Raw genomic sequence first — 21,825 nt, 5'->3', positions numbered from 1 at the left:
TGCAGATCAATTGACGGGTATGGTAAACGACTTTCTCATCATACGGATGATATAGTCTGTAAGAAAAGAATATTGAATGATCATAATAATTACTTTAAGTGAGTGATTGAACGATAAGATTGGCTGCTGATTTTTACACTTCAAATATCCAACCAATTTTTATTATTTTGTTAAATGTATTGAAAATTTGTAACAAAACACAGAATATGTGTGATATTTTGTTGAGTTTATTATTTATGATTGATATTATTGTGGTATGTTTAAATTATTTTTCTTAAAATAATATTTAAAAATCTTAAATTATGTTAAAAAAAATATTTATATTTGCTATAATTCCATTAATGGTGATTTTAATTGAAATGTTGAAATTTTTCTCTTAATGGGACTTTTTAAAGACTGAATTAAATGATTTGGCTTTAAAAAATGTGGACGGTACATTCTAAAAGGACAAATGTTAAGAAAGGCTGATTCTGAAGTTCCCAAAAAATAGATTTCAGCCTTTTTTTATTTCTGATTTTCAATGATATTTTGCAGCAAAAGTTGTAAATTTTCTCTACCAAATCATTACCAAACACATATCCTATTAATTGCTTAATTTTTAAGCGATTGAGGAAATTTTTGTTTTATTCTTTTTTTGTTAATATTTAAATTATTTTAAAGATATAAAGGTTTTTTAAGATTATTTAATACAAATATTTTATGCATAATAAATTTTAATAGAAAATAAATTTATATATTTTTAAAATAATACTATATTTGTTTTAACATTAAACAGCTAACAAAAATTAAGGATGGACATTAACTTTTCAACAGCAACTTTTAAGGATTTCGAAAATATTCCCGGCTTCGATATGATGGAGCGTGCAGACATTTATTATGACTTTCTGGAATACATGAAATCAAACGGACGTCATCACTACAGATTGCAGAATAATACAGGTTGCAGTTCTGTAATGAATGTGGGAACTCACAACGTAACCAGAGAATTTGTAAGCTTTGTTACAAGTGATTACTTAGGGTTTACACAACACCCGAAAGTAAAGCAGGCAGCAATTGAAGGAGTAGAAAAATACGGAACCGGAACGGCGGCAACACCACTTATTGGAGGATATTATTCTTACCACAACGATTTAGAAGCTAAAATTGCTTCCTTTTTTGGGCGTTCTCAGGATGAAGCTGTGATTTTTACAACAGGATACACAACAAACAGTGCGACATTGCAGATCCTGTTGCAGAAAGAAGACATCGCAATTGTAGATATGGCAGTACATGCAAGTGTATATGAAGGATGTATTCTTACCAACAGAAAAACATTTCCGCACAACAATCTGGAGGCTTTGGAACAGATTTTGAAAACATCGGAAAAGCAGTTTCGTACAAAGCTTGTGGTAATAGACGGTGTCTATTCTCAGGATGGAGATACCGCTCCTATTGAAGAAATTTATAGATTAGTAAAAAAATATAACGCCTATCTCATGGTTGATGATGTTCATGGAGTAGGTATTTTAGGGAAAACAGGAAGAGGTACAATTGAAGATACAGGATTGCTGGATAAAATAGATATTATTACGGGAACTTTCAGTAAAACATTCGGTAACCTTGGAGGATATGTAATCGCCAATAAAAGCCTTACCAATTTTATAAGATTCCAGTCCAGACAGCAGATATTTTCAGCAACAACGCCTCCTTCCACGGCTACAGGAATTATAAAAGCCATTGAACTGATAGATGAAGAACCACAATGGAGAGAAAAACTCTGGGAAAACATCAATTACTTTAAAAAAGGACTGAATGATCTGGGGCTGGATACCGGGACAACATGTTCCGCAGTTGTTCCCGTAAAGATCGGAGATCCGCATATAACGGGCGATGTAGGAAGAATGCTTCTGGAACACGGAGTATATACAAACCCCATTATTTATCCGGCTGTAGCCAGGAAAGATGCCCGAATCAGGATGAGTGTTACCGCAACACATGATAAAGAACATCTTGATAAAACCCTCAATGCCTTTGAGGATATCAATAAAAAGTTGCATATTGCAAAAAAATAAATAACAAATGCCAAGAAAAGTTGTACAGGGCCCTATACGGGACAAAGAAAAAACAAAACAAAAATTGCTTGCTGCTGTTGGAAAAATCCTTAGAACCAAGGGGTACTCAGGATTGAAAGTGAGTAAAATAGCAGCAGTGGCAGGCTTTGATAAAAAATTAATTTACGAATATTTCGGAAGCACCGAAAAGCTTATCGACGAATACATCAGATCTCAGGATTACTGGAGCAAAATGAACCAGGATAATATCCATGTGGATTTTTCAGACGGAGGTAAAGAGCTTTCTAAAGTTGCCATTCTTAACCAGTTTGAGCACATCAAGAAAAACAAAGAACTTCAGAAGATTATTCTTTGGGGATTATCAGAAAGCAAACCGATTCTGAAAAAAGTGGCCGATGAGAGAGAAGAAATGGGAGAAATGCTTTTCACGAATATTGTAGATCCGCATTTTAAGGATAAATCTACAAGGTATCGTGCCATTGCAGCACTTCTGGTTTCCGGAGCTTATTATCTTAACCTTTACACAGCTCACAATGCAAGTATATTCTGCGGAATAGATCTGAAAAGTGATGAAGGAAGAAAAGAAATAGAAAAGGCGATTACCGAAATCATCGATTTTGCTTACGAAGAAAGATAATATGAGAAAAGTTTACTATTGTCAGAACAGAGTTATTTTAAAAGTAATTTAAAAGAATTTCATTTTTAAGTTACAACAATATTTCTTATTTTTGACCAATGGAAAATTTTATCGTATCTGCACGAAAATATCGCCCGCAGCAGTTTGATACTGTTGTTGGGCAGTCTCATATTACGGATACTTTAGAACACGCTATTGAAGAAAATCAATTGGCTCAGGCACTGCTGTTCTGTGGTCCGAGAGGAGTAGGGAAAACTACCTGTGCCAGAATTCTGGCGAGGAAGATCAATGAAAAGGACGGATCAGTTTCGGAAGACGGTTTTGCCTACAACATTTATGAGCTGGATGCTGCATCGAATAATTCTGTGGACGATATCAGAGAATTGATCGATCAGGTACGTTTTGCGCCTCAGATTGGTAAATATAAAGTGTATATTATCGACGAGGTTCATATGCTCTCTTCTGCAGCCTTCAATGCTTTCCTTAAAACACTTGAGGAACCGCCTGCTCATGCTATTTTTATCTTAGCGACTACCGAAAAGCATAAAATTATTCCTACCATTTTATCCCGCTGTCAGATCTATGATTTCAAAAGAATCGTAATTGAAGACATTCAGGGACATCTTAGGAATATCGCTCAGAAAGAGAATATTCAATACGAAGATGATGCATTGTATCTTATTGCCCAGAAAGCAGACGGAGCTTTAAGAGATGCACTTTCCATCTTCGACAGGCTTTCTACATTTTCCCAGAAGAACATTACTTTAGCAAAAGCCGCAGAAGTTTTAAATATTCTGGATTACGATCAGTACTTAAAAATTGTAGATTTAGCCAAAGAAAATAAAATTCCCGAAGTTCTTTCCGCTTTCAATGAAATTGTAAAAAAAGGATTTGATCCTCATATTTTCATCGCAGGATTGGGAAGTCATTTCAGAGACCTTATGATGGCACAGAATACTTCAACCATAGATCTGATAGAAGTAGGAGAACAGACCAAGACAAAGTTTGTAGAACAGGCCCAGAAATGGAATCCTCAACAGCTCATTGATGCTATTGAGATTTGCAATCATGCAGACATTAATTATAAAAATTCCAAAAATCCAAGACTTACGGTAGAAATTGCTTTAATGCAATTGGCTTCTTTGACGGCTAATTCAGACGTTGCTAAAAAAAAAAGTTTATAATTCTGGCTCCGTTTCTCAGTGAGAAGCAGGAAGTGAAAATCCCCGTAAAACCTACGGAAACTCAGGAGCAGAAACCTAAACAGGAACAACCCTCTGAAAGTCCGGAACTTCCCGTTGTCACAGAGATCAAAAAAACCTCAAAACCTTTGTCGCGAACCGGAATTTCTTCAGGTTTCAGCATCAGTTCTTTTTTAAACAAAGAAGAAACAACTGTTGTAGAAGAAAAAGTTGTAGCCAAAACAGAACAGCTTCCCCAAAATCACTTTACCGAAACAGATCTTCAGGCAGAGTGGAATTTACTTCTCAAGCAGCTCCAGAGAAAAGATGCCATTATTTTCAATGCCATTAAATCTTTCAAAATGGTAAAATCCGGAGAAAATGAAATTACCGTTCTGTTTCCTTCGGATTCTGCAAAAGCTGAATTTGATAAAGTAAGCCGTGAATTTTTTAATCATTTTAAAACGAAAGTTCACAATCATTCCATTCAGGTTGCATATAAAAGAGATGCCGAAAATCTGAAAGTAGAAGTAATGACTCCAAGAAAAAAGTTCGAAAAGTTTGTTAAATTAAATCCTTTGCTGAAAGATCTTGATGATCTGATGAAATTCGATTTAACATAATTATTGTTCCTTAATAATTTTTACTGCAGAAAAATCTTTAAGAAAAAGTTTCACAATTTTTATTTTAAAAAAATAGGGTACATGAAACTCTTTTTTAAATAAAATTTATATATTTGTCAGATAATTGAAAAACAAAACGCAGCTTTTTCAGTTAAAATGTAAACCGAAAATCTAGAAATAGAACATCTATTTTGGAAAAATTAATAAAGTCATATCAATCTGTATTTGCTCCTGCTGAATTTTTTAGCGGGCAATTTGGCTTTTCTTTTCCGTATTTTAGAAATTTCAGAACGTATTATCGATTTTATTATTGGTACTGCTAGTATAAATTTCTTTCAAAAAAATCTACAGGAATTATAGATTTCTTCTTATTTCCTGATTCCTTTAAAAAATTTTAACGGCATTTTTTAGAAAGAATTATAAAGTAATTTTATAATGCTTTTTTGTGTTTGAATATGAACAATAACGATAATAGTAAAATTAAAAATATGAATTTAAAAGACTTAAAAAACGAATGGATTAATGAATTCCAGCAGCCCATGATGATTGCAGGACCATGCAGTGCAGAAAGTGAAGCACAGATGCTGGAAATTGCAAAAAGAATTAGGGAAACCAATGCCAATGTTCCGGTTTTCCGTGCAGGAATCTGGAAGCCGCGTACAAAACCGAACGGATTTGAAGGAGTAGGAGTAATCGGTCTGAACTGGCTGAAAAAAGTGAAGGAAGAATACGGTTTCAAAACAGCGACGGAAGTTGCCAATGCACACCACGTTTTCGCAGCTTTGGAAGCAGATGTAGACATTCTTTGGATCGGGGCGCGTTCTACGGTAAATCCTTTTACCGTTCAGGAAATTGCACAGGCATTGAGAGGAACAGACAAAACCGTGTTGGTAAAAAATCCTGTAAATCCGGATCTTGCTTTGTGGATCGGAGCTTTGGAAAGACTTTTAGGTCAGGGAATTACCAACTTGGGAGTTATTCACAGAGGATTTTCTACATACCAGAAAACAAAGTACAGAAACAATCCAAACTGGCAAATTGCTTTGGATTTTAAAAGCCAGTTCCCAAATATCCCGATGCTGATCGACCCTTCACACATCTGCGGAAACAGAACTGGTTTGGCAGACATTACGCAGGAAGCTTTAAACGTAGGTTACCAAGGTGCCATTATAGAAACACACAGCAATCCGGATGAAGCATGGAGTGATGCTGCACAACAGATTACACCGGAGGTTCTGGCAGAATTAATCGGGAACTTAAAAGTGAGAAATTCAGGATTGGCAGGATTTGAAGGAGAAATGGGAAGACACAGAACGTTAATTTCTGATATAGATTTTCAACTGATTGAAATGCTTGCGCAGAGAATGAAAATTTCTGAAAAAATCGGAAAGCTTAAAAAAGAGAATGATATTGCCATCTTCCAGCCGGAACGTTGGAAAGAAATTACGGAATACGCAACTCAAAAAGCTGTTGAGACCGGAATGACGAAAGAATTCATAGAAAAAGTGTTCAAAGCGATCCACGAAGAGTCTATCGAGGTTCAGAACAGCATTATGATTAACAGATAATCTGGTTTTAGAGTGAGAGAGTTTTAGAGTGGGAGAGTTTTGGAGTAGGAGAGTTTTAGAGTTGGAGAGTGAAAAAGTAATTAGATGACTTTTATAAAAGCTCTCCGGCTCTAAAACTTTAAAACACTCAAACTAAATTTCCTATATTTGCAGCATCTTACAGTATGAAAGGAAAAATCATTAAATCTACAGGAAGCTGGTATCAGGTTTTGGAAATGGAAACCGGGAAAATCTTCGAAGCAAGAATTCGCGGAAAATTTAAGCTGATTAAAACACGACTTACCAATCCTCTTGCTGTAGGAGATTTTGTAGAATTTCAACTGGAACAGGATGATATTGCGTGGATTACAAAGATCGAGCCCCGCAGGAATTATCTCATCCGAAAATCTGTAAACCTTTCGAAAGAAGCACACATCATCGCTTCAAATATCGATCTTGCCTGTTTTATTTTCACATTAAAACATCCTGAAACTTCCCTTGGATTTTTAGACCGTTTTCTGGCGTGTTGCGAAGCCTACAATATTACTCCCTTAATTTTATTCAATAAAATTGATGTTCTGCATGAAGAAGAAATCGAAATTGTAAAGGATATTGAGTTTCTTTATAATGAAATCGGCTACGATGCTCTGGAAATTTCTTCTTATTCAAAATTAAATCTGGAACAGCTTCAGGAATTGCTGAAAGACAAAACGTCAGTTTTTTTCGGACATTCAGGTTGTGGAAAGTCTACTCTGGTGAATGCTTTGCAGCCGGGACTTAACCTGAAAACTTCTGAAATTTCCGATACGCATTTAAAAGGTAAACACACCACAACTTTTGCACAGATGCATTTCTGGGATTTTGGCGGTAACGTAATCGATACACCCGGAGTTCGTGAATTTGCCATGATCGACATCGAAAAAGAAGAAGTTCAGCATTATTTTCCGGAGATTTTCAAAAAAAGAGAAGAATGCAAATACCACAACTGTCTTCATATTAACGAGCCGAAATGCGCGGTAATTGATGGTCTGGAAACCGGAGAAATTCAGCATTCAAGATATTCTACCTATATTAAATTAATGGAAGAGGCGGAAGAAGCTTCCCAAAAATAATTTTAACCTTCTACGATCATTTCTTCATCATTATTTGGTATAATGAATAATTTTTTGTGCCAAAAATTCTTGCTTTGGTAAAAAGTTTCTTGTCATTTTAATTCAGTATTAAATCTGGATTTAAGATGAATAAAGCTTAATATTCAGCCGGTAAAAACTTAAACAGGAGTTTAATTATTTAAAAATCTTGAAGTTAGGTGTAGTTTTTGGGGAATTACAGTCAATAAAAAACCCAGCCGAAGCTGGGTAAAAACTAATAACCATGAAAACTCAAATTAAACATGAGAATCACAATAAAATCAACAATTACTGTGCCAAAGTTTCGTTCATAAAACCTTAACAAATGTTATTTTTATGTTAAAAATATTTTAAAATTAAAATCAAAAGAATTTTTTGTATTTTTGCGCCATTAAAAAAATATACATTTATGTCTAACATTACATTCACTATGATTAAGCCAGATGCAGTTGCAGACGGACATATCGGTGCTATATTAGGAAAGATCGCAGAAGGTGGTTTCAAAATCAAAGCAATGAAATTGACTCAACTTACTGTTGCAGATGCAAAAAAATTCTATGAAGTTCACGCTGAAAGACCATTCTACGGAGAATTGGTAGATTTCATGAGTTCTGGACCTATCGTTGCTGCTGTTCTTGAGAAAGACAATGCGGTAGAAGATTTCAGAACTTTAATCGGTTCTACTAATCCTGCTGAAGCTGCAGAAGGAACAATCAGAAAAATGTTTGCAAGAAGCATCGGAGAAAACGCTGTTCACGGTTCTGACTCTGACGAAAACGCTCTTATCGAAGCAAAATTCCATTTTTCAGGAAGAGAAATTTTCTAAGAAAAATCATTTCAAAATAAAAAATCCGGAGAAACTTCTTCGGATTTTGTTTTTTTACAGATTGCTTTCAATTGCGCCAACTTTTTCACGGTATAATTCGAGCGGTTTATCAAGAAGAACGGTAATAACAGTTAGATTTTTATCCAGTTTCTCTTTGGGTACGTCAATATAAATAATTCCCGGAACCTCACTCCAGTAAAGCTTATTGTACATTTCATGGCTTAATAAAGTTCCTTCACCCACAATACGGATTCGGGCAATTTCGTTTTTAATACCTTTTAAAGCGATCGGTCCGGTCGGAATTCCTTCCACAAAAAGATAAAGGGTTTGTTTGTCTTTGGAAAGTACAGAGTTTCCTGAAAAATGACCTTCTGGAAGCCCTTTTTCGGTTTCATAAAGTGCTTCTGCGTGTTTGCTGATCCAGTTTAGAATTTCGGGATTGGTTTTGCCGGTTTTGGGAAGTTTCATTTCCATTCCGTCCTCTGTTAAACCTGAATTTTTGAAGATGTTGTTTCCTGAATGAAGCTGTTCTGCAATTTCATAGACTGCCAGTTTCGTATTCTTATTTTCTAAAGATTCAGGAAGAGATAAATTGGGCTTATCATTTTGTACTCTGATCATAGGTTCGTCAATTGATATTTCAACAACGGTTACGTCCTGATCAAATTTTACATGGGAAAAATTGAAAGTGAAATCTCCGTTACCGTTACTTTTAATATCAATCTTCGCTTTATCGTCCCCAAGAATTCTGGCAGAAATAATGTTGGTCATTAAACCATATATTTTTACAAAGTCTTTGGCTTCTTCAAGATAGAGAAATATTTTTTTCCGGTCTTTTGAAAATGCAGATTTTCCTTTATAATTGTCGAATGGCAAACCTCGTGTTGTTCCATAAATGGCTTCGGAATTTTTTGTTGTCCATCTTCCTAAGTTCTTTAAAATTTCAACCTGCTGTTCCGGAATGGTTCCGTCTTCTTTCGGAGCGATATCCAACAGTAGATTTCCGCCCATATTAATCACATCCGCCAAAGTTCTTACGATCATATTCGGAGTTTTATAATGATTGTCGAAGTGCTGAAATCCCCATGAATCATTCATGGTGTAGCAAAGTTCCCAGTAATTGCTTTGAGGTTTTACCACAGGAATTCCCTGTTCCGGAGTTTCGTAATCTCCATGATTTTTCAGTCTGGAATTAACGATAATGTCCGGATTGAATTTTTTTAAATTTTCCAGAGTTTTCGTAGCGCGCCATTCTTCTGATGAGTGTTCCCAATCGCCATCAAACCACAAAAGATCGGGCTTAAATTGTAGTGAAAGTTCATTTAATTGATTCTGATAATAGGTGACGAAATTTTCCCAGCGTTTCGGATCATTTTTAATTTCGTAACGTTTTTTTGTCCGGGTATTGATATCGTAATAAGGATGGCTCCAGTCGGGAAGAGAATAGTAAAGTCCAGTTTTCATTCCGGAATTTTTTAATGCAGAGATAAACGGAGAAAGTACATTTTTTTGGGCTAAGGAATTTTTAGGAATGGTGGTCGATTTTTCAGCTTTTGAATCCCAAAGTGCGACGCCATCATGATGTTTTGTGGTAATCACGGCATATTTTGCTCCGGAATTTTTAATCAGCTTTACCCATTCATCAGGTTTGTATTTTGCAGCCGAAAAACCATTGAGCTGTTTCATGTAATTTTCATGGCTGATGTAATTATTGAAAAAAGACCATGATTCCGGAATTCCGTTCACAGAATAAATTCCCCAGTGAATAAAAATTCCGAGTTTGGCATCCTGAAACCATTCCATTTTTTGATTTTCCTGTGACTGATTCTGTGCAGGATATTTTCCTGAAGATAAAACCAGACTTAAAAACAATATGCCGATTAATTTCCCTTTCACGTTTTTTCTTTTTATGATCTAAAAATACTTAAAAAGAACTTTATAGAGCTCCTGTATTTATTATTGAATAATTAAAACCTTCCTGTTCTTCGGGGTTAAGTAGAAATACCGAGATTAAAATTCCGTGTTTTTACGGATGTTTTTGTCCTTATTTATTGCCATCTTTACATCAGCATTAGAGAAGGAAAATTTAAGCATTAAACTCTTCAAAACTAATAACCATTAAAGGCTCAGATTTTCATTAAGAAGAAAGGCAACTCAACGGAGTTGCCTTTTTGTTTGTATTGAAATAAAATTAAATTTTCAGTAATTCGATCGTTCTTTCCGGATTTTCTGCTGAGAAAACTGCATTTCCTGCAACCAGAACATCGGCTCCGGCTTCGAAAAGTTTAGAGGCGTTGTCGATATTTACACCACCGTCGATTTCAATTAAAGCGGTAGAATTGTTGCTTAAGATCAGGTCTTTTGTTTCAGCAATCTTCTTATAAGTATTTTCGATGAATTTCTGCCCTCCGAATCCCGGATTTACACTCATCAGCAAAACAAGATCCACATCTGCAATAATATCTTCCAGCATCAGAACCGGAGTGGAAGGATTTAGCACAACACCGGCTTTTGCACCCAGACTCTGAATATGATGAATCGTTCTGTGAAGGTGAGTACACGCTTCGTAATGCACCGATACAAGATCCGCTCCGTGATTAATGAATTCTTCCACATATTTTTCAGGCTCTACAATCATCAGATGCACATCTACAAATTTTTTAGCGTGCTGCTGAACGGTTTTCATTACCGGAAATCCGAACGAAATATTCGGAACAAATCTCCCGTCCATTACGTCTACGTGAAACCAGTCTGCCTGAGAATTGTTCAGCATTTCGATGTCTCTTTGCAGGTTCCCGAAGTCTGCGGATAAAAGGGATGGAGCAATAAGCTTCGTTTTCATTTTTACTTTTTACTTTTAACTTGTCTCTTTTTACTTCTGTTAATGATACTTCAGTTTCATTTCCGGCTGAATTCTCAGAAGTGTTTCGTAGATCAGTTGGATTACATTTCCTACGTCTTCTTTGGAAACCATTTCCACTGTGGTATGCATATAACGCAAAGGTAAAGAAATTAATGCACTCGGAACGCCGCCGTTAGAATGCGCGAAAGCGTCGGTGTCTGTTCCCGTAGCGCGGCTCGCTGCTGCTCTCTGGAAAGGAATTTTCTTCGTTTTTGCGGTGTCGATAATCAATTCTCTGATGGTGTGATGAATGCTTGGTGCGAAGAAAACCACCGGTCCGTCTCCGCATTTCTGGTCACCTTCTTTTTTCTTTTCGATCATCGGAGTGGTGGTATCGTGCGTAACGTCTGTAACGATGGCAATGTTCGGTTTAATGGTATCCGCAATCATATCTGCTCCATACAAACCTACTTCTTCCTGAACGGAATTGGTAATGTATAATCCGAACGGAATTGTTTTTTTATTTTCCTTTAAAAGTCTTGCCACTTCAGCAATCATAAAACCACCGATTCTGTTGTCTAACGCCCTGCAAACGAAATAACGGTCATTCATTTCGAAGAATTCATCGGGGTAGGTAATCATGCATCCTACATAAATTCCCATTTCTTCCACTTCTTTTTTGGAAGTTGCACCACAATCGATGAAGATATTTTCAATTTTCGGAGTCGGTTCGTTCTGGTTGGCTCTGGTGTGGATTGCAGGCCATCCGAAAACGCCTTTTACAATTCCGTTTTCACCGTGGATATGAACCACTTTGGACGGAGCGATTGTCTGATCAGAACCTCCGTTTCGGATCACGTAGATCAATCCGTCGTCTGTAATATAATTTACATACCAAGAAATTTCATCAGCATGTGCTTCAATCACCACTTTAAATTCTGCTTCAGGATTAATGATTCCGTAGCAGGTTCCGTAATGATCCACTTCAATTTTGTCTACATAAGGTTTAATGTAGTCCATCCATACTTTCTGTCCCTCATGTTCGTATCCTGTTGGAGATGAAGTGTTTAAATATTTCTCTAAAAATTTTAAAGATTTCTTTTCAAATTTCATAAAAAGGAATGATTTTTGCGTTCAATTTTTGTTCTAATACGCGTAAAAATAATGAATTTTAGTAAGATTATTTGTCTTTTTCTCTTCTTTTTTGGAGTCAGTATTTCGGCTCAGAAGGATTCCGTCATTGCGAAACCTTTAAGTCAGTACCCTGCAGAACTTTTGAAAACAGACGAATTCGGCAATAAATATTTCTATGATGAAAGGCAGAAAGCAAGAATCTATGAAATCAACGGGGAAACTGTGGTAGTAATGGATGAGCTGGTTTTGCTGAATAAACCTAAATTCAATAATCAGCTGGATCGAAACTATTATTATTTCTTAAATAAAAAGCTTTACAGAGTATATCCTTTATTTTTAACCGCTTTACAGCAATACAGAGATATTCAGGGAGAAATGACGAATATGGACAGTAAGGCAAAACGAAAATACATCAGAGACCGACAGAATATTCTAGCCGACCAGTACGAAAAACAGCTTCGTGATCTTACGACAACAGAAGGGCAGGTTTTTGCCAAACTGATGAACAGAGCAACCGGAAAAAATGTCTACGAAATCATTAAAGAATTAAGAGGAGGATGGAGCGCATTCTGGTGGAATGTAAAAGGAAAAATGGCAGATATTGATCTTAAAGATCCTTACGATCCGCACAAAAACAGAACCGACGAATATCTGGAATCCCTGCTTCAATCTAATTGGAATTCTGGTTATCTTCAGCCTTATTCCGGAGCAAGCAGCTTTAAAGTCTACAAATAATATCGATCATAAAAAATTCCTGTAAAGCTTTTACAGGAATTTTTCTTTTAATTTATCAAAAACAATTTTGTCGATGGGCAACGGAAACGGATTGTCCGGTCTGTCGATCTCAATCCATTCTGTTTTTTCAATGCAGGGATCGAGAATCAGGAAATCGCCTTCGTCAATAATGTTTACAATATAATATATGGTAAGAAGCTGTTCATTTTCTCTGAAACGCGAAACCAGAAAATCTTCCTGCGTATAAAAATGTTCCACAACTTCTATTTTCACATTCAGCTCTTCATCGAATTCACGATGCAGACAATCTATTAATCCTTCTCCAAACTCCAGTCCGCCACCCGGAAATTTCATTAAAGGTTCACCTGCATATTCTTCAAATAAAGTAAGGACTTTTTTATCTTTTACCGCACAGGCGTAAACTCTAATGTTGATCTTATCTATCATATATAATAATTTGTTAAAGCTAATTTAGGGAAAATTTGTCGGACGCCCGAAGACATGATCTGGAAGTTTACGACTGATTTTAATTTTTTTTAAAGCTATTTCCCGCTTAATAAGGTATAAACTCAAAACTTTGCAGACTATAAAACATCAAGTAGTAAAACCTCCATCTTCCAGCCTCAAGCTTCCATCTTCCTTCCTTACAACTTCACTGCATTAATCATCTCTCTTTTTCCCGGAGGTCCCTGTTTTTTTTCAACATTAAAATTCAGTTCCTGAAGAATTCTTCTTACGCTTCCTTTCGAAGAGTAGGTTGTTAATAATCCGTTAACAGCCATTTTATCAGCAACCATTTCAAAAAGGGGCTTTTCCCAGAGATCGGGCTGTACTCTTGCGCCGAAACAATCGTAATATACCAGATTTATTGCGGGTAAATCGATATTCTTCAGATCAAAAAAATCACATTCTATCTTTTTTAAGTTGAAACCACTAATGATTTCTTCTGATTTTTCCCATTCTGCCAGATGAATTTTTTGATAAATATTTCTGAATTCGGAGTTATCGAAGAGTTCAAAATAGGCTAAATCGTTAATTTCCGATTCATTTATGGGGTATTTTTCAAGGGTAAAATAGTTGATGATATGATTTTTGTCAGTTTTTAAATATTCATTAATTGTTACCAAAACATTCAAACCTGTTCCAAAACCGAGTTCTAAAATATTAATTTCGTAATCATTTATCAGATTTAATCCATTTTTGATAAACACGTGTTCGGCTTCCTGTAATGCACCATGGTGTGAATGATAGTTTTCATTTAAATCATTGATAAACAGTGTTTTGCTGCCGTCTTTTGTGGTCTTAATTTCTCTTTTCAAGCTATTTTTTTACAAATTTACTCTAAAATTTTTATATTTAGAAAATTATGTTAAATTTGTAGAACCTCATAAAAAATTTTAGAAATGATAATTCAAAAAACTGAAAACTCAAGAATTTCTACATTCGACCCAAACAATTTTTCATTCGGAAATACTTTTATCGATCATATGATCATCTGTGAGTACGAAAACGGAAAATGGGGTGATGTAAAATTGGTTCCTTATGGTCCTTTGGCATTTACACCGGCAATGATGGGTGTAAATTACGGACAGGCTTGTTTTGAAGGCATGAAAGCCTATAAAGACAAAGACGGACAGGTTTTCCTTTTCAGGCCCGAAAAGAATTTTGAACGTATCAATAAGTCGGCAAAACGTCTTGCCATGCCGGAAATAACGGAAGAAATGTTTTTGGACGGACTGAAAGCATTGGTTGATATCGACAGAGAATGGATCCCTTCCGGTGAAGGTATGTCTTTGTACATCAGACCATTGATTTTCGCTACTGAAGAAGCATTGAAGGCGAGAGTTGCCAATAAATATATGTTCGCGATCGTTGCAACTCCTGCAAAGATGTATTATACAGAACCTGTTTCTGTAAAAATTTCAGACCATTATTCAAGAGCGGCAAGCGGTGGAGTAGGTTCTGCGAAAGCTGCCGGAAACTATGCGGCTTCTTTCTACCCGACACAGTTGGCAATTGAAGAAGGATATGAGCAAATTATCTGGACGGATGATGCTACTCACGAATATTTCGAAGAGAGCGGAACGATGAACGTTTTTGTAAGAATCAACGATACCATTTATACACCTCCGACTTCAGAAAAAATCCTTGACGGCGTTACAAGAGACAGCTTTATTCAGTTGGCGAAGAAAAGAGGAATTGAAGTAAAAATAGAACCGATTAAAGTTCTGGACGTTGTAGAAGCTCAGAAAAACGGAACTTTAAAAGAAGTTTGGGGAGTAGGAACAGCAGTGGTTACTACCGTTTTCCAGGCTTTAGGTTACAAAGGAGAAAAGCTTGAATTGCCAAGATTATCAGACGAAGAAAGCTTCGCAGTTACTTTGAAAAACGACCTTGTGAATCTTCAGACAAACCTTTCAGACGATCCTTTCGGATGGAGAGTTTTAGTAGACCACGTATTGGAAACAGTTTAATTTTTTTAAACGTTAGATATTGTAAAGCCGGGAATTTTTTCCGGCTTTTTGTTTTAAATTTTTATCAGTTAAGTAGTTTAAAGTAAAGATACTTGCTCCTTTAGGAGCAGAATCTGTGTAGAAATAAGAATAAGTCTATCAATCAATCCATAGGATTGATATCTATAATTCTCAATAAATTTTCTAAAGATAGCGTTCCTACGGAACGCCGAACGTAAGCCTAAATATGATTTCTACACAGATAAAACTCCACAGAGTTTTTTATTCTGGATGTCTTATTTATCGCTGTTTTTAAAATTCATATATTATACTTTGCTTAGATCCTTTCAGGATGACAAAAATGCTGTAAATGGATTTGAGAAAGAATAACAATTTTACATTGAAAAAAAATCTGCGGAATCTGCACAATCTGCGGGAGATTATTCAAAAGATTCTTCATTCCATAATGCTTCGCAAAATTTCAATCAGAATGACATGGGATTGTTAAAGATTTTTGGAGATAAAAGGAATTGTTAACAATTATTCATTGTTTTGTCTTTCGTTTAGTGTTCGCGAGCCTGTCGAAGAGCTTTTTTCGAGCCATTTATTTATAGATTGTTGTTCTTTAAAAGTCCTGTGTTTAGATCCTTTCAGGATGACAAGCTGCATGATTAATATCTCTCGCAGATTTTGCAAATTTAGCAGATGATTAAGTAGAAAAATCAGCACAATCTGTTAAATTATTTACAGTATGTTTGTCATGCTGAAAGCATCTAAGGAAAGTTCTCAATGTATCGTTGAAATCCTCTCAGGAGGACAAAAATGCTGTCAATGGATTTGAGAAAGGATAAACAATTTTACATTGAAAAAAAAATCTTCGTAATCTGCGAGCGATAAAGCAAAAGATTCTTCATTCCATATTGCTTCGCAAAATTTCATTTAGAATGACATGACTCGTTAAAGATTTGAATAAAATAACAAGCTGTACTTGTTTAGGTGTTGTAAGGAACGTTTGTAATCCTAGCCGGGATTGGAGCAATTGTCTGAGCTCATTTTTTTAGTTTACGGCGCGGCGAAGCCGCGCCGTAAACTAAAAAAATAGCGAGTGCGGAAAGCGCGATAAAGCTCCAAAAAAATACAATTCCTTTCAAGAGCAGTGGAAATTTACATCATAATCCTTCGACTGTTTCACACTCAGGAAGACAGGGAAATTGTCACAGTTTTTAATTCAATAAGTTCCTGAAGTTTTGTAATTGATTCCCGAAATGTGTATTTTCGCAAAAGTTTATGAAAAAAATACTCTTCATATCGATACTGGGTTTACTGAGCTGCAGCAAAAATGCGCAGACTCATCCTCCCGTTGGCGGCGTTCTCAGCAAGAACGATCTGGATGTTTCCAAAAACAGGATGAAAAATCTGAATGCACAGGAAAGATACCATATTCAGGAATGGATCGGCAATCAGTCGGTAAAGTTTTATCCTACGCAGCTTAATTACTGGACGAATACGGAAGGTTTTGACCAAAGGCAGAGAAGGCAGGACAATACGCTGATCTCTTATTCTTACGACCTGTACGACTTTGATCAGACGAAAATCTACGATCAGCCGATCGCAAGAAGAGATGCCAAATTCGGTCATTTTGATGAACTGAAGGCGGTAGAAGATGCTTTGCGTTTTATACATGACGGTGAGGAAGTTACGCTTCTGGTTCCGTCTGCACTGGCGTATGGAACGTACGGAGATGAGAAGAAAATAGATAATGACATCCCACTAATCATAAAATTAAAAGCATTATAATCCATGAAATTGTTTAACAAGAATATAATTCTGGCGGCGGCAAGTGTTTCGCTGATGAGTTGTACACCAATTTATAAAAAAATGAACGTAGACAAAGAAACTTACGAAGGTCTTAATGACGGACTTTATGCGAATCTTCAGACGACAAAAGGTAATTTGATCGTAAAATTCGAGGATAAAAAAGCACCGGTAACTGTGGCTAATTTTATTGGTCTTGCAGAAGGAAAAATCGATAACAAAGCGAAAGCGAAAGGCGTTCCTTATTATGACGGAACGATTTTCCACAGAGTGATTAAAGATTTCATGATTCAGGGGGGAGATCCTCAGGGAACTGGAATGGGAGATCCGGGATATAAATTCGAGGACGAAAGAAACGATCTTAAGCATACCGGAAAAGGGGTGCTTTCTATGGCGAATTCGGGTCCGAATACCAACGGTTCCCAGTTCTTCATCACAGAAGTTGCGACGCCTTGGTTAGACGGAAAACACACGATTTTCGGGAAAGTGGTAAAAGGAGAGGATGTAATCGATGCGATTGCTAATGTAGAAAAAGGAGCGCAGGATAAGCCTAAAACTGACATCGTTTTGGAAAAAGTTTCCGTTTTCAGCAAAGGAGACGAGTACAAAAACTACGATGCTGCAAAAACCTTCACAGAAGGAAAAGCTAAAATTGCAGAAAACAACAAAGCGTTTTTAGCAAAAGAAGAGGCTGAAAAAGCTAAAAAAGAAGCTGAATTCAAAGCCAATCAGGAGAAAATGGTTGAAGATCTGAAAGCAGGAATGCAGAAAACAGAATCGGGTCTTTACTATAAAATCACGAAAACAACAGAAGGAAAAGCTCCGAAAGCGGGGGATAACGTTTCTGTACACTATGCAGGAAAACTGGTAGACGGATCGGAATTCGATTCTTCTTTCAAGAGAAATGAGCCGATTGAAATTCCTATCGGGATGGGAAGAGTGATTAAAGGCTGGGACGAAGGAATCCTTTTGTTAAAAGAAGGTGAAACCGCTACTTTACTGATTCCGCCGGCAATGGGTTACGGGGAAAGAGGAGCAGGAGGAGTAATTCCGCCAAATGCATGGTTGATCTTCGATGTTGAGCTTGTAAAAGTAAAATAATCTGAATCTTACAATATTCTGAAAGCCGTCCGAAAGGATGGCTTTTTTCGTTACTGTTTTTTTGTAACGATTCGCCGGACTTCTGCGACAGATTTAAGGAAAGAAGAAGTAATCGTCTTCTTTAAAAATCGTAACAACTGTCTATTTAAAATTATGAAAACCAAATCATTCCTGTTTCTGTTCATGTTCCTGTCGTTGATGTCTTTTGCTCAGACGAAGGCAAATCCGGAAGATGCAGCCATTAAACAATCACTGTCGTATTTCGTGAATACCATTAAAACAAAGAAAATCGATCAGTCGGTGAACTGCATCTATCCGAAATTTTTCACGGTGATTCCGAAAGATCAGATGACGCAGATGCTGAACATTACCTACAACAATCCGTTTATGAAGATTGAAGTTCAGGATTTTAAGTTTGGGAATATTGCAAAGCCGGAACAGATTGATAAAGAATATTTCTCCATCGTCAATTATTTTCTCAAGCTGAAATGCAATGTCGGTTCCCTGAATGAAGACATGAAGAAGAAAATCCAAGCGATGCTGATTCAGAAATACGGCAAAAACAATGTACAGTATGCTGCAAAGGAAAATTCTTACGTCATCAACGCCAATATGAAAGCTTGTGCCGTTTCCAAAGACAAAAAATACTGGAAGTTTGTGATCCTCGAAAATGAATACAAATCTCAATTGGTAAAAGTGCTGCCGAAGAAGATTTTGGAAAAAATTTAAAATTTTTGATTTTATTTATTGAAAACATTATTATATTTAAGAATTTGTTATACAATTAATTTATAAATGCAAAACTATTATTAAAATGACTGAAAATGAAATCCTAAAAAATGATATTGAAGAAAATGAAAATTTGAATGAAGAAACTTCTTTTATAAATTTTTTAGAAAAAAAGCAAAGAGAGCTTTTAACAAGTACAATTGATTATAATTTGGAAAGTTTAAGTAATTTAATCACTAAAAGAGTTATTGATTTAGCCCCAAAATATCAAAGAAGATTTAGGTGGGATGAAGCAAGAAAGTCTAAGTTAATAGAATCTTTTTTAATGAATGTTCCTGTACCTCCAATATTTTTAAATGAAGATGATTTTGGAAAATATAGTGTAATAGATGGAAAGCAAAGACTATCAGCAATAAGTGAATTTGTTACAGGAAAATTAAATTTAAAAGATTTAGAAGTTTTTAAAGATCTTAATGGATTAAATATTTTTGATCTACCAATAGAATTTCAAAATTCATTGAAGATAAGAGCTACAGTTAGAGCTATAATTATATTACGTCAATCCGATAAGGACATTAAATATGAGGTGTTTCAAAGATTGAATACCGGAGGTGTTAAATTAAATGCTCAAGAAATTAGGAATAGTGCTTTTCCTAGTTTATTAAATGATAAAATATTAGATTTATCAGAAAATAAAAATTTTCATAAAGTATTAGGAATAAAATCTAAAGCAAAATCAAGAATATATCAAGAAATGAAAGATGCAGAATTAGTTCTTAGATTTTTTGCCTTAAAAGATATTTATAAGAATTATAAAGGAGGTCTTAAGAATATTCTTGATGGTTATTTAGATGATAATCAGGATTTAAAGAAAAATGAAATTAGTGATTTGGAAAAGGATTTTCAAAGTACACTTGACTTGGTTCAAACGATATTTGGGTTTGATGGTGCATTTAGAAGATGGATTCCTCAAGGAAATAAATGGAAACAGCAGATTTCGGCTCCTATATATGATTCTCAAATGCTATCATTATATGGAAAAGACAAAGCAAGTATTTTAGCTAATAAAGACTCCATTCTAAGAGATTTTAAACAACTGTTTACCGAAGATAATTTATTTATAGAATCAATCGAATCATCTACAGCAACTCCTGTAAGATTTCAATATAGAGTTGAAAAGTTTGAGGAAATTTTAAATAATTATATTTAATGGGAGTCGCTTTTACAAATTTTAAGGAATCTCTTGGTCTTGCTGCTTCTTTAAAATTAATTGAAAGAGAAAAATATAACAGTACAAAGCAGGCTAATCAACCATTTATAATGGGTTTGAGAGGTGGTGCGGCTGTGCTTATGGTCGCTGCTTTTGAGTTTTATCTAAGAAAGTTATTTGAAGATAATATATCAAAACTCAATACAAGTCCGCCATCAATAGATTTTCAAAAATTACCAGACAAATTTAAAATTAAGATTGTTTTTGAAAGTCTTGAAAGTCCAATGAAAGGTCCTAAATATGGAATCATAAAAAACAAAATTGACCGTATTGATGATGTTTTAACAGCTTGTAAACATTTAATAGGAGAACATATAAATCCAATAATATTTTCAGATACAAACAGTAATCCTAATGCAGATACTGTAAAAACTAAATTTAAAGATATTGGAATTAATGATATTTTTCAAATTATAAAAACTGGGTTTGAATCTAAATGGGGAACTTCAGTTGCTAACACCTTTATTGAAGATAAATTAAATGAAATCGTAAATGTAAGACATGTTGTTGCACACACCGCAGATACACTAAATATAACTAAACTTTCCCAAAACGAAGCTCTAAAATTTTTGCGAATTCTTGCAGAACTCTTGGAAAAAGAGATGGAAAGACATATTAATAATTTGTTAATAACAGCAAAAAAATAAGTCCATAAAATTCATATAATCTTTTGAGGGTTTGTAATCAATATTTCCGCTCAATCTAAAAACCATGTTAGAAAGAAACCATCTTGAACCTTGCGGAAGCAGTTCGAGCCATAGAAGTCTCGACAGCTTTGTGAAAATCATGAATGCACTCATGGGAGACGTGTATGCAGAATTGTATTTTCTGGAAATTCCCTCTTTCGATACCGAAAGAATTCTGTTCGTAGAACGAAAAAAAGGAATCGAAAACTACCGCATCGTTTATAAAATTGCAGAACGTACGATCCGCCTTTCGGAAGGTAACGAAGCAGAAAGAATTTTAGAATATCAAAGAAAGCTGTCACCGGATTCCTATAAAATACTGCAACAGTTGTTTGAAAGTGCGCTTTATCAGACGAGATATCCTAAAGAGCGGCGTATTGTTCTCGATGGAGTGCAATACTATTTCTCCAACATTTTGAAAATGGGGAAAATCTCATCACCCGTAGAGAACTCTTTAATCGGAAAACTCATAGACATCTGCGAAAAAATAAAAAATATGATTCAGTCAGACAACAGACCATTGGTTTTTGAGGATGATTTCAGAGGTGAAATGGAAGCTTTAATCAGGGAAATTAATGGTGATTTAGGTTAATCAATGGTTTTCTTTTCATTCTGAGGAAGACTTCCAGAAAGACACCGTCTTATTTTTACAGAGACTCTTCGACAGGCTCAGAGTGACACTGCGAATACTAAAAGAAAGACAAAACAATGAATAATTGTTAATGATTCTTTTTTCTGCCAAAATCTTTAATGGTCGCTTATCATTCTGATTGAAATTTTGCGAAGCATTATGGAAAGAAGAATCTTTTTGAAAAGATCTCGCGTAGATTGTGCAGATTTTTTTTTCAATGTAAAATTGTTTGGACTCTCTGAATGTCTTTGCAGCATTTTTGTCATCCTGAAAGGATCTCAACGATACATTAAAAACTTTGTTTAGATGCTTTCAGCATGACATACTGTAAATAAATCACCCGAAATAGCTATTCCATAAATAACGTGAATTCGGAGAAAAACATGAGGTGCTTAATGTCTAAAATTAATATTTTAGAATTGAACAAATACTAA

20 protein-coding genes are annotated in these 21,825 nt (G+C 35.3%); 15 read left to right on the top strand and 5 right to left on the bottom strand.

What is annotated here, in order from left to right; all coding sequences use genetic code 11:
• Nucleotides 1-791 precede the first annotated feature (791 nt).
• From H6W52_RS17870 to H6W52_RS17840, 7 genes are all read left to right on the top strand, one after another.
• On the top strand, nt 792-2,051 hold the full coding sequence (locus H6W52_RS17870; protein ID WP_116099895.1) for an aminotransferase class I/II-fold pyridoxal phosphate-dependent enzyme: 1,260 nt from the start codon (nt 792-794) through the stop codon (nt 2,049-2,051).
• Between the two features lie 7 nt (nt 2,052-2,058).
• Nucleotides 2,059-2,688 carry a TetR/AcrR family transcriptional regulator gene (locus H6W52_RS17865; protein ID WP_087709820.1) on the top strand — a complete coding sequence of 210 codons (630 nt, stop codon included), beginning with the start codon at nt 2,059-2,061 and terminating at the stop codon, nt 2,686-2,688.
• A 98-nt stretch (nt 2,689-2,786) separates the two neighbouring features.
• Entirely contained in the window at nt 2,787-3,872 is a 1,086-nt protein-coding gene (dnaX, locus tag H6W52_RS17860) for a DNA polymerase III subunit gamma/tau (RefSeq protein WP_116099896.1), read from the top strand.
• 32 nt (nt 3,873-3,904) lie between these two features.
• A complete protein-coding gene (locus H6W52_RS17855; RefSeq protein WP_116099897.1) occupies nt 3,905-4,492 on the top strand; it encodes a hypothetical protein in 588 nt (195 codons plus the stop codon).
• A gap of 488 nt (nt 4,493-4,980) precedes the next feature.
• The gene (locus H6W52_RS17850; RefSeq protein ID WP_076390562.1) at nt 4,981-6,060 is read left to right on the top strand and encodes a chorismate mutase; all 1,080 of its coding nucleotides are present in this window, start codon (nt 4,981-4,983) and stop codon (nt 6,058-6,060) included.
• Between the two features lie 164 nt (nt 6,061-6,224).
• The gene (rsgA, locus tag H6W52_RS17845) at nt 6,225-7,151 is read left to right on the top strand and encodes a ribosome small subunit-dependent GTPase A (RefSeq protein WP_087709826.1); all 927 of its coding nucleotides are present in this window, start codon (nt 6,225-6,227) and stop codon (nt 7,149-7,151) included.
• Between the two features lie 427 nt (nt 7,152-7,578).
• Entirely contained in the window at nt 7,579-7,995 is a 417-nt protein-coding gene (locus tag H6W52_RS17840; protein WP_076390425.1) for a nucleoside-diphosphate kinase, read from the top strand.
• A gap of 54 nt (nt 7,996-8,049) precedes the next feature.
• On the opposite strand, the gene H6W52_RS17835 is transcribed toward H6W52_RS17840, so the two are convergent.
• From H6W52_RS17835 to H6W52_RS17825, 3 genes are all read right to left on the bottom strand, one after another.
• Complete coding sequence (locus H6W52_RS17835) at nt 8,050-9,891, bottom strand: alpha-L-fucosidase (protein WP_206608151.1); 1,842 nt, start codon at nt 9,889-9,891, stop codon at nt 8,050-8,052.
• A 295-nt stretch (nt 9,892-10,186) separates the two neighbouring features.
• Nucleotides 10,187-10,837 (bottom strand): ribulose-phosphate 3-epimerase, encoded by a 651-nt coding sequence (gene rpe, locus H6W52_RS17830; protein WP_076390423.1) that lies wholly within the window; start codon nt 10,835-10,837, stop codon nt 10,187-10,189.
• Between the two features lie 39 nt (nt 10,838-10,876).
• Nucleotides 10,877-11,950, bottom strand: coding sequence for a M42 family peptidase (locus tag H6W52_RS17825; protein ID WP_116099899.1), 1,074 nt, complete (start codon nt 11,948-11,950; stop codon nt 10,877-10,879).
• 51 nt (nt 11,951-12,001) lie between these two features.
• Between H6W52_RS17825 and H6W52_RS17820 the strand changes: the two genes are divergently transcribed.
• Nucleotides 12,002-12,706 carry a DUF4294 domain-containing protein gene (locus H6W52_RS17820; protein WP_116099900.1) on the top strand — a complete coding sequence of 235 codons (705 nt, stop codon included), beginning with the start codon at nt 12,002-12,004 and terminating at the stop codon, nt 12,704-12,706.
• A gap of 30 nt (nt 12,707-12,736) precedes the next feature.
• On the opposite strand, the gene H6W52_RS17815 is transcribed toward H6W52_RS17820, so the two are convergent.
• Complete coding sequence (locus tag H6W52_RS17815) at nt 12,737-13,153, bottom strand: NUDIX domain-containing protein (RefSeq protein WP_087709834.1); 417 nt, start codon at nt 13,151-13,153, stop codon at nt 12,737-12,739.
• Between the two features lie 197 nt (nt 13,154-13,350).
• On the bottom strand, nt 13,351-14,025 hold the full coding sequence (gene mnmD, locus H6W52_RS17810; RefSeq protein WP_116099901.1) for a tRNA (5-methylaminomethyl-2-thiouridine)(34)-methyltransferase MnmD: 675 nt from the start codon (nt 14,023-14,025) through the stop codon (nt 13,351-13,353).
• 84 nt (nt 14,026-14,109) lie between these two features.
• On the opposite strand from mnmD, the gene H6W52_RS17805 reads away from it, so the two are divergent.
• The 7 genes from H6W52_RS17805 to H6W52_RS17775 all read left to right on the top strand — a co-directional run bounded on the left by H6W52_RS17805 (nt 14,110) and on the right by H6W52_RS17775 (nt 21,352).
• The gene (locus tag H6W52_RS17805) at nt 14,110-15,180 is read left to right on the top strand and encodes a branched-chain amino acid aminotransferase (protein WP_108408762.1); all 1,071 of its coding nucleotides are present in this window, start codon (nt 14,110-14,112) and stop codon (nt 15,178-15,180) included.
• A 1,266-nt stretch (nt 15,181-16,446) separates the two neighbouring features.
• Nucleotides 16,447-16,956: a hypothetical protein gene (locus H6W52_RS17800; RefSeq protein ID WP_116099902.1), complete on the top strand. Its 510-nt coding sequence runs from the start codon at nt 16,447-16,449 to the stop codon at nt 16,954-16,956.
• 81 nt (nt 16,957-17,037) lie between these two features.
• Nucleotides 17,038-18,075, top strand: coding sequence for a peptidylprolyl isomerase (locus H6W52_RS17795; protein WP_228408246.1), 1,038 nt, complete (start codon nt 17,038-17,040; stop codon nt 18,073-18,075).
• Nucleotides 18,076-18,228: 153 nt separating this feature from the next.
• Nucleotides 18,229-18,804, top strand: a complete 576-nt coding sequence (locus H6W52_RS17790; protein WP_116099903.1) for a hypothetical protein — start codon at nt 18,229-18,231, stop codon at nt 18,802-18,804.
• A gap of 85 nt (nt 18,805-18,889) precedes the next feature.
• On the top strand, nt 18,890-20,014 hold the full coding sequence (locus H6W52_RS17785; protein WP_116099904.1) for a DUF262 domain-containing protein: 1,125 nt from the start codon (nt 18,890-18,892) through the stop codon (nt 20,012-20,014).
• Nucleotides 20,014-20,721, top strand: a complete 708-nt coding sequence (locus tag H6W52_RS17780; RefSeq protein ID WP_116099905.1) for a HEPN domain-containing protein — start codon at nt 20,014-20,016, stop codon at nt 20,719-20,721. The genes H6W52_RS17785 and H6W52_RS17780 overlap by 1 nt, the downstream gene beginning before the upstream one ends.
• A 64-nt stretch (nt 20,722-20,785) precedes the next feature.
• Entirely contained in the window at nt 20,786-21,352 is a 567-nt protein-coding gene (locus tag H6W52_RS17775; RefSeq protein ID WP_116099906.1) for a hypothetical protein, read from the top strand.
• The last annotated feature ends 473 nt before the right edge of the window (nt 21,353-21,825 follow it).

It is taken from the genome of Chryseobacterium sp. C2(2020), from assembly GCF_014218915.1.
Classification (GTDB): domain Bacteria; phylum Bacteroidota; class Bacteroidia; order Flavobacteriales; family Weeksellaceae; genus Chryseobacterium; species Chryseobacterium mucoviscidosis.
The sequence above is the reverse complement of the archived record's forward strand: the minus strand, read 5'-3'. Positions and strand labels throughout refer to the sequence as shown.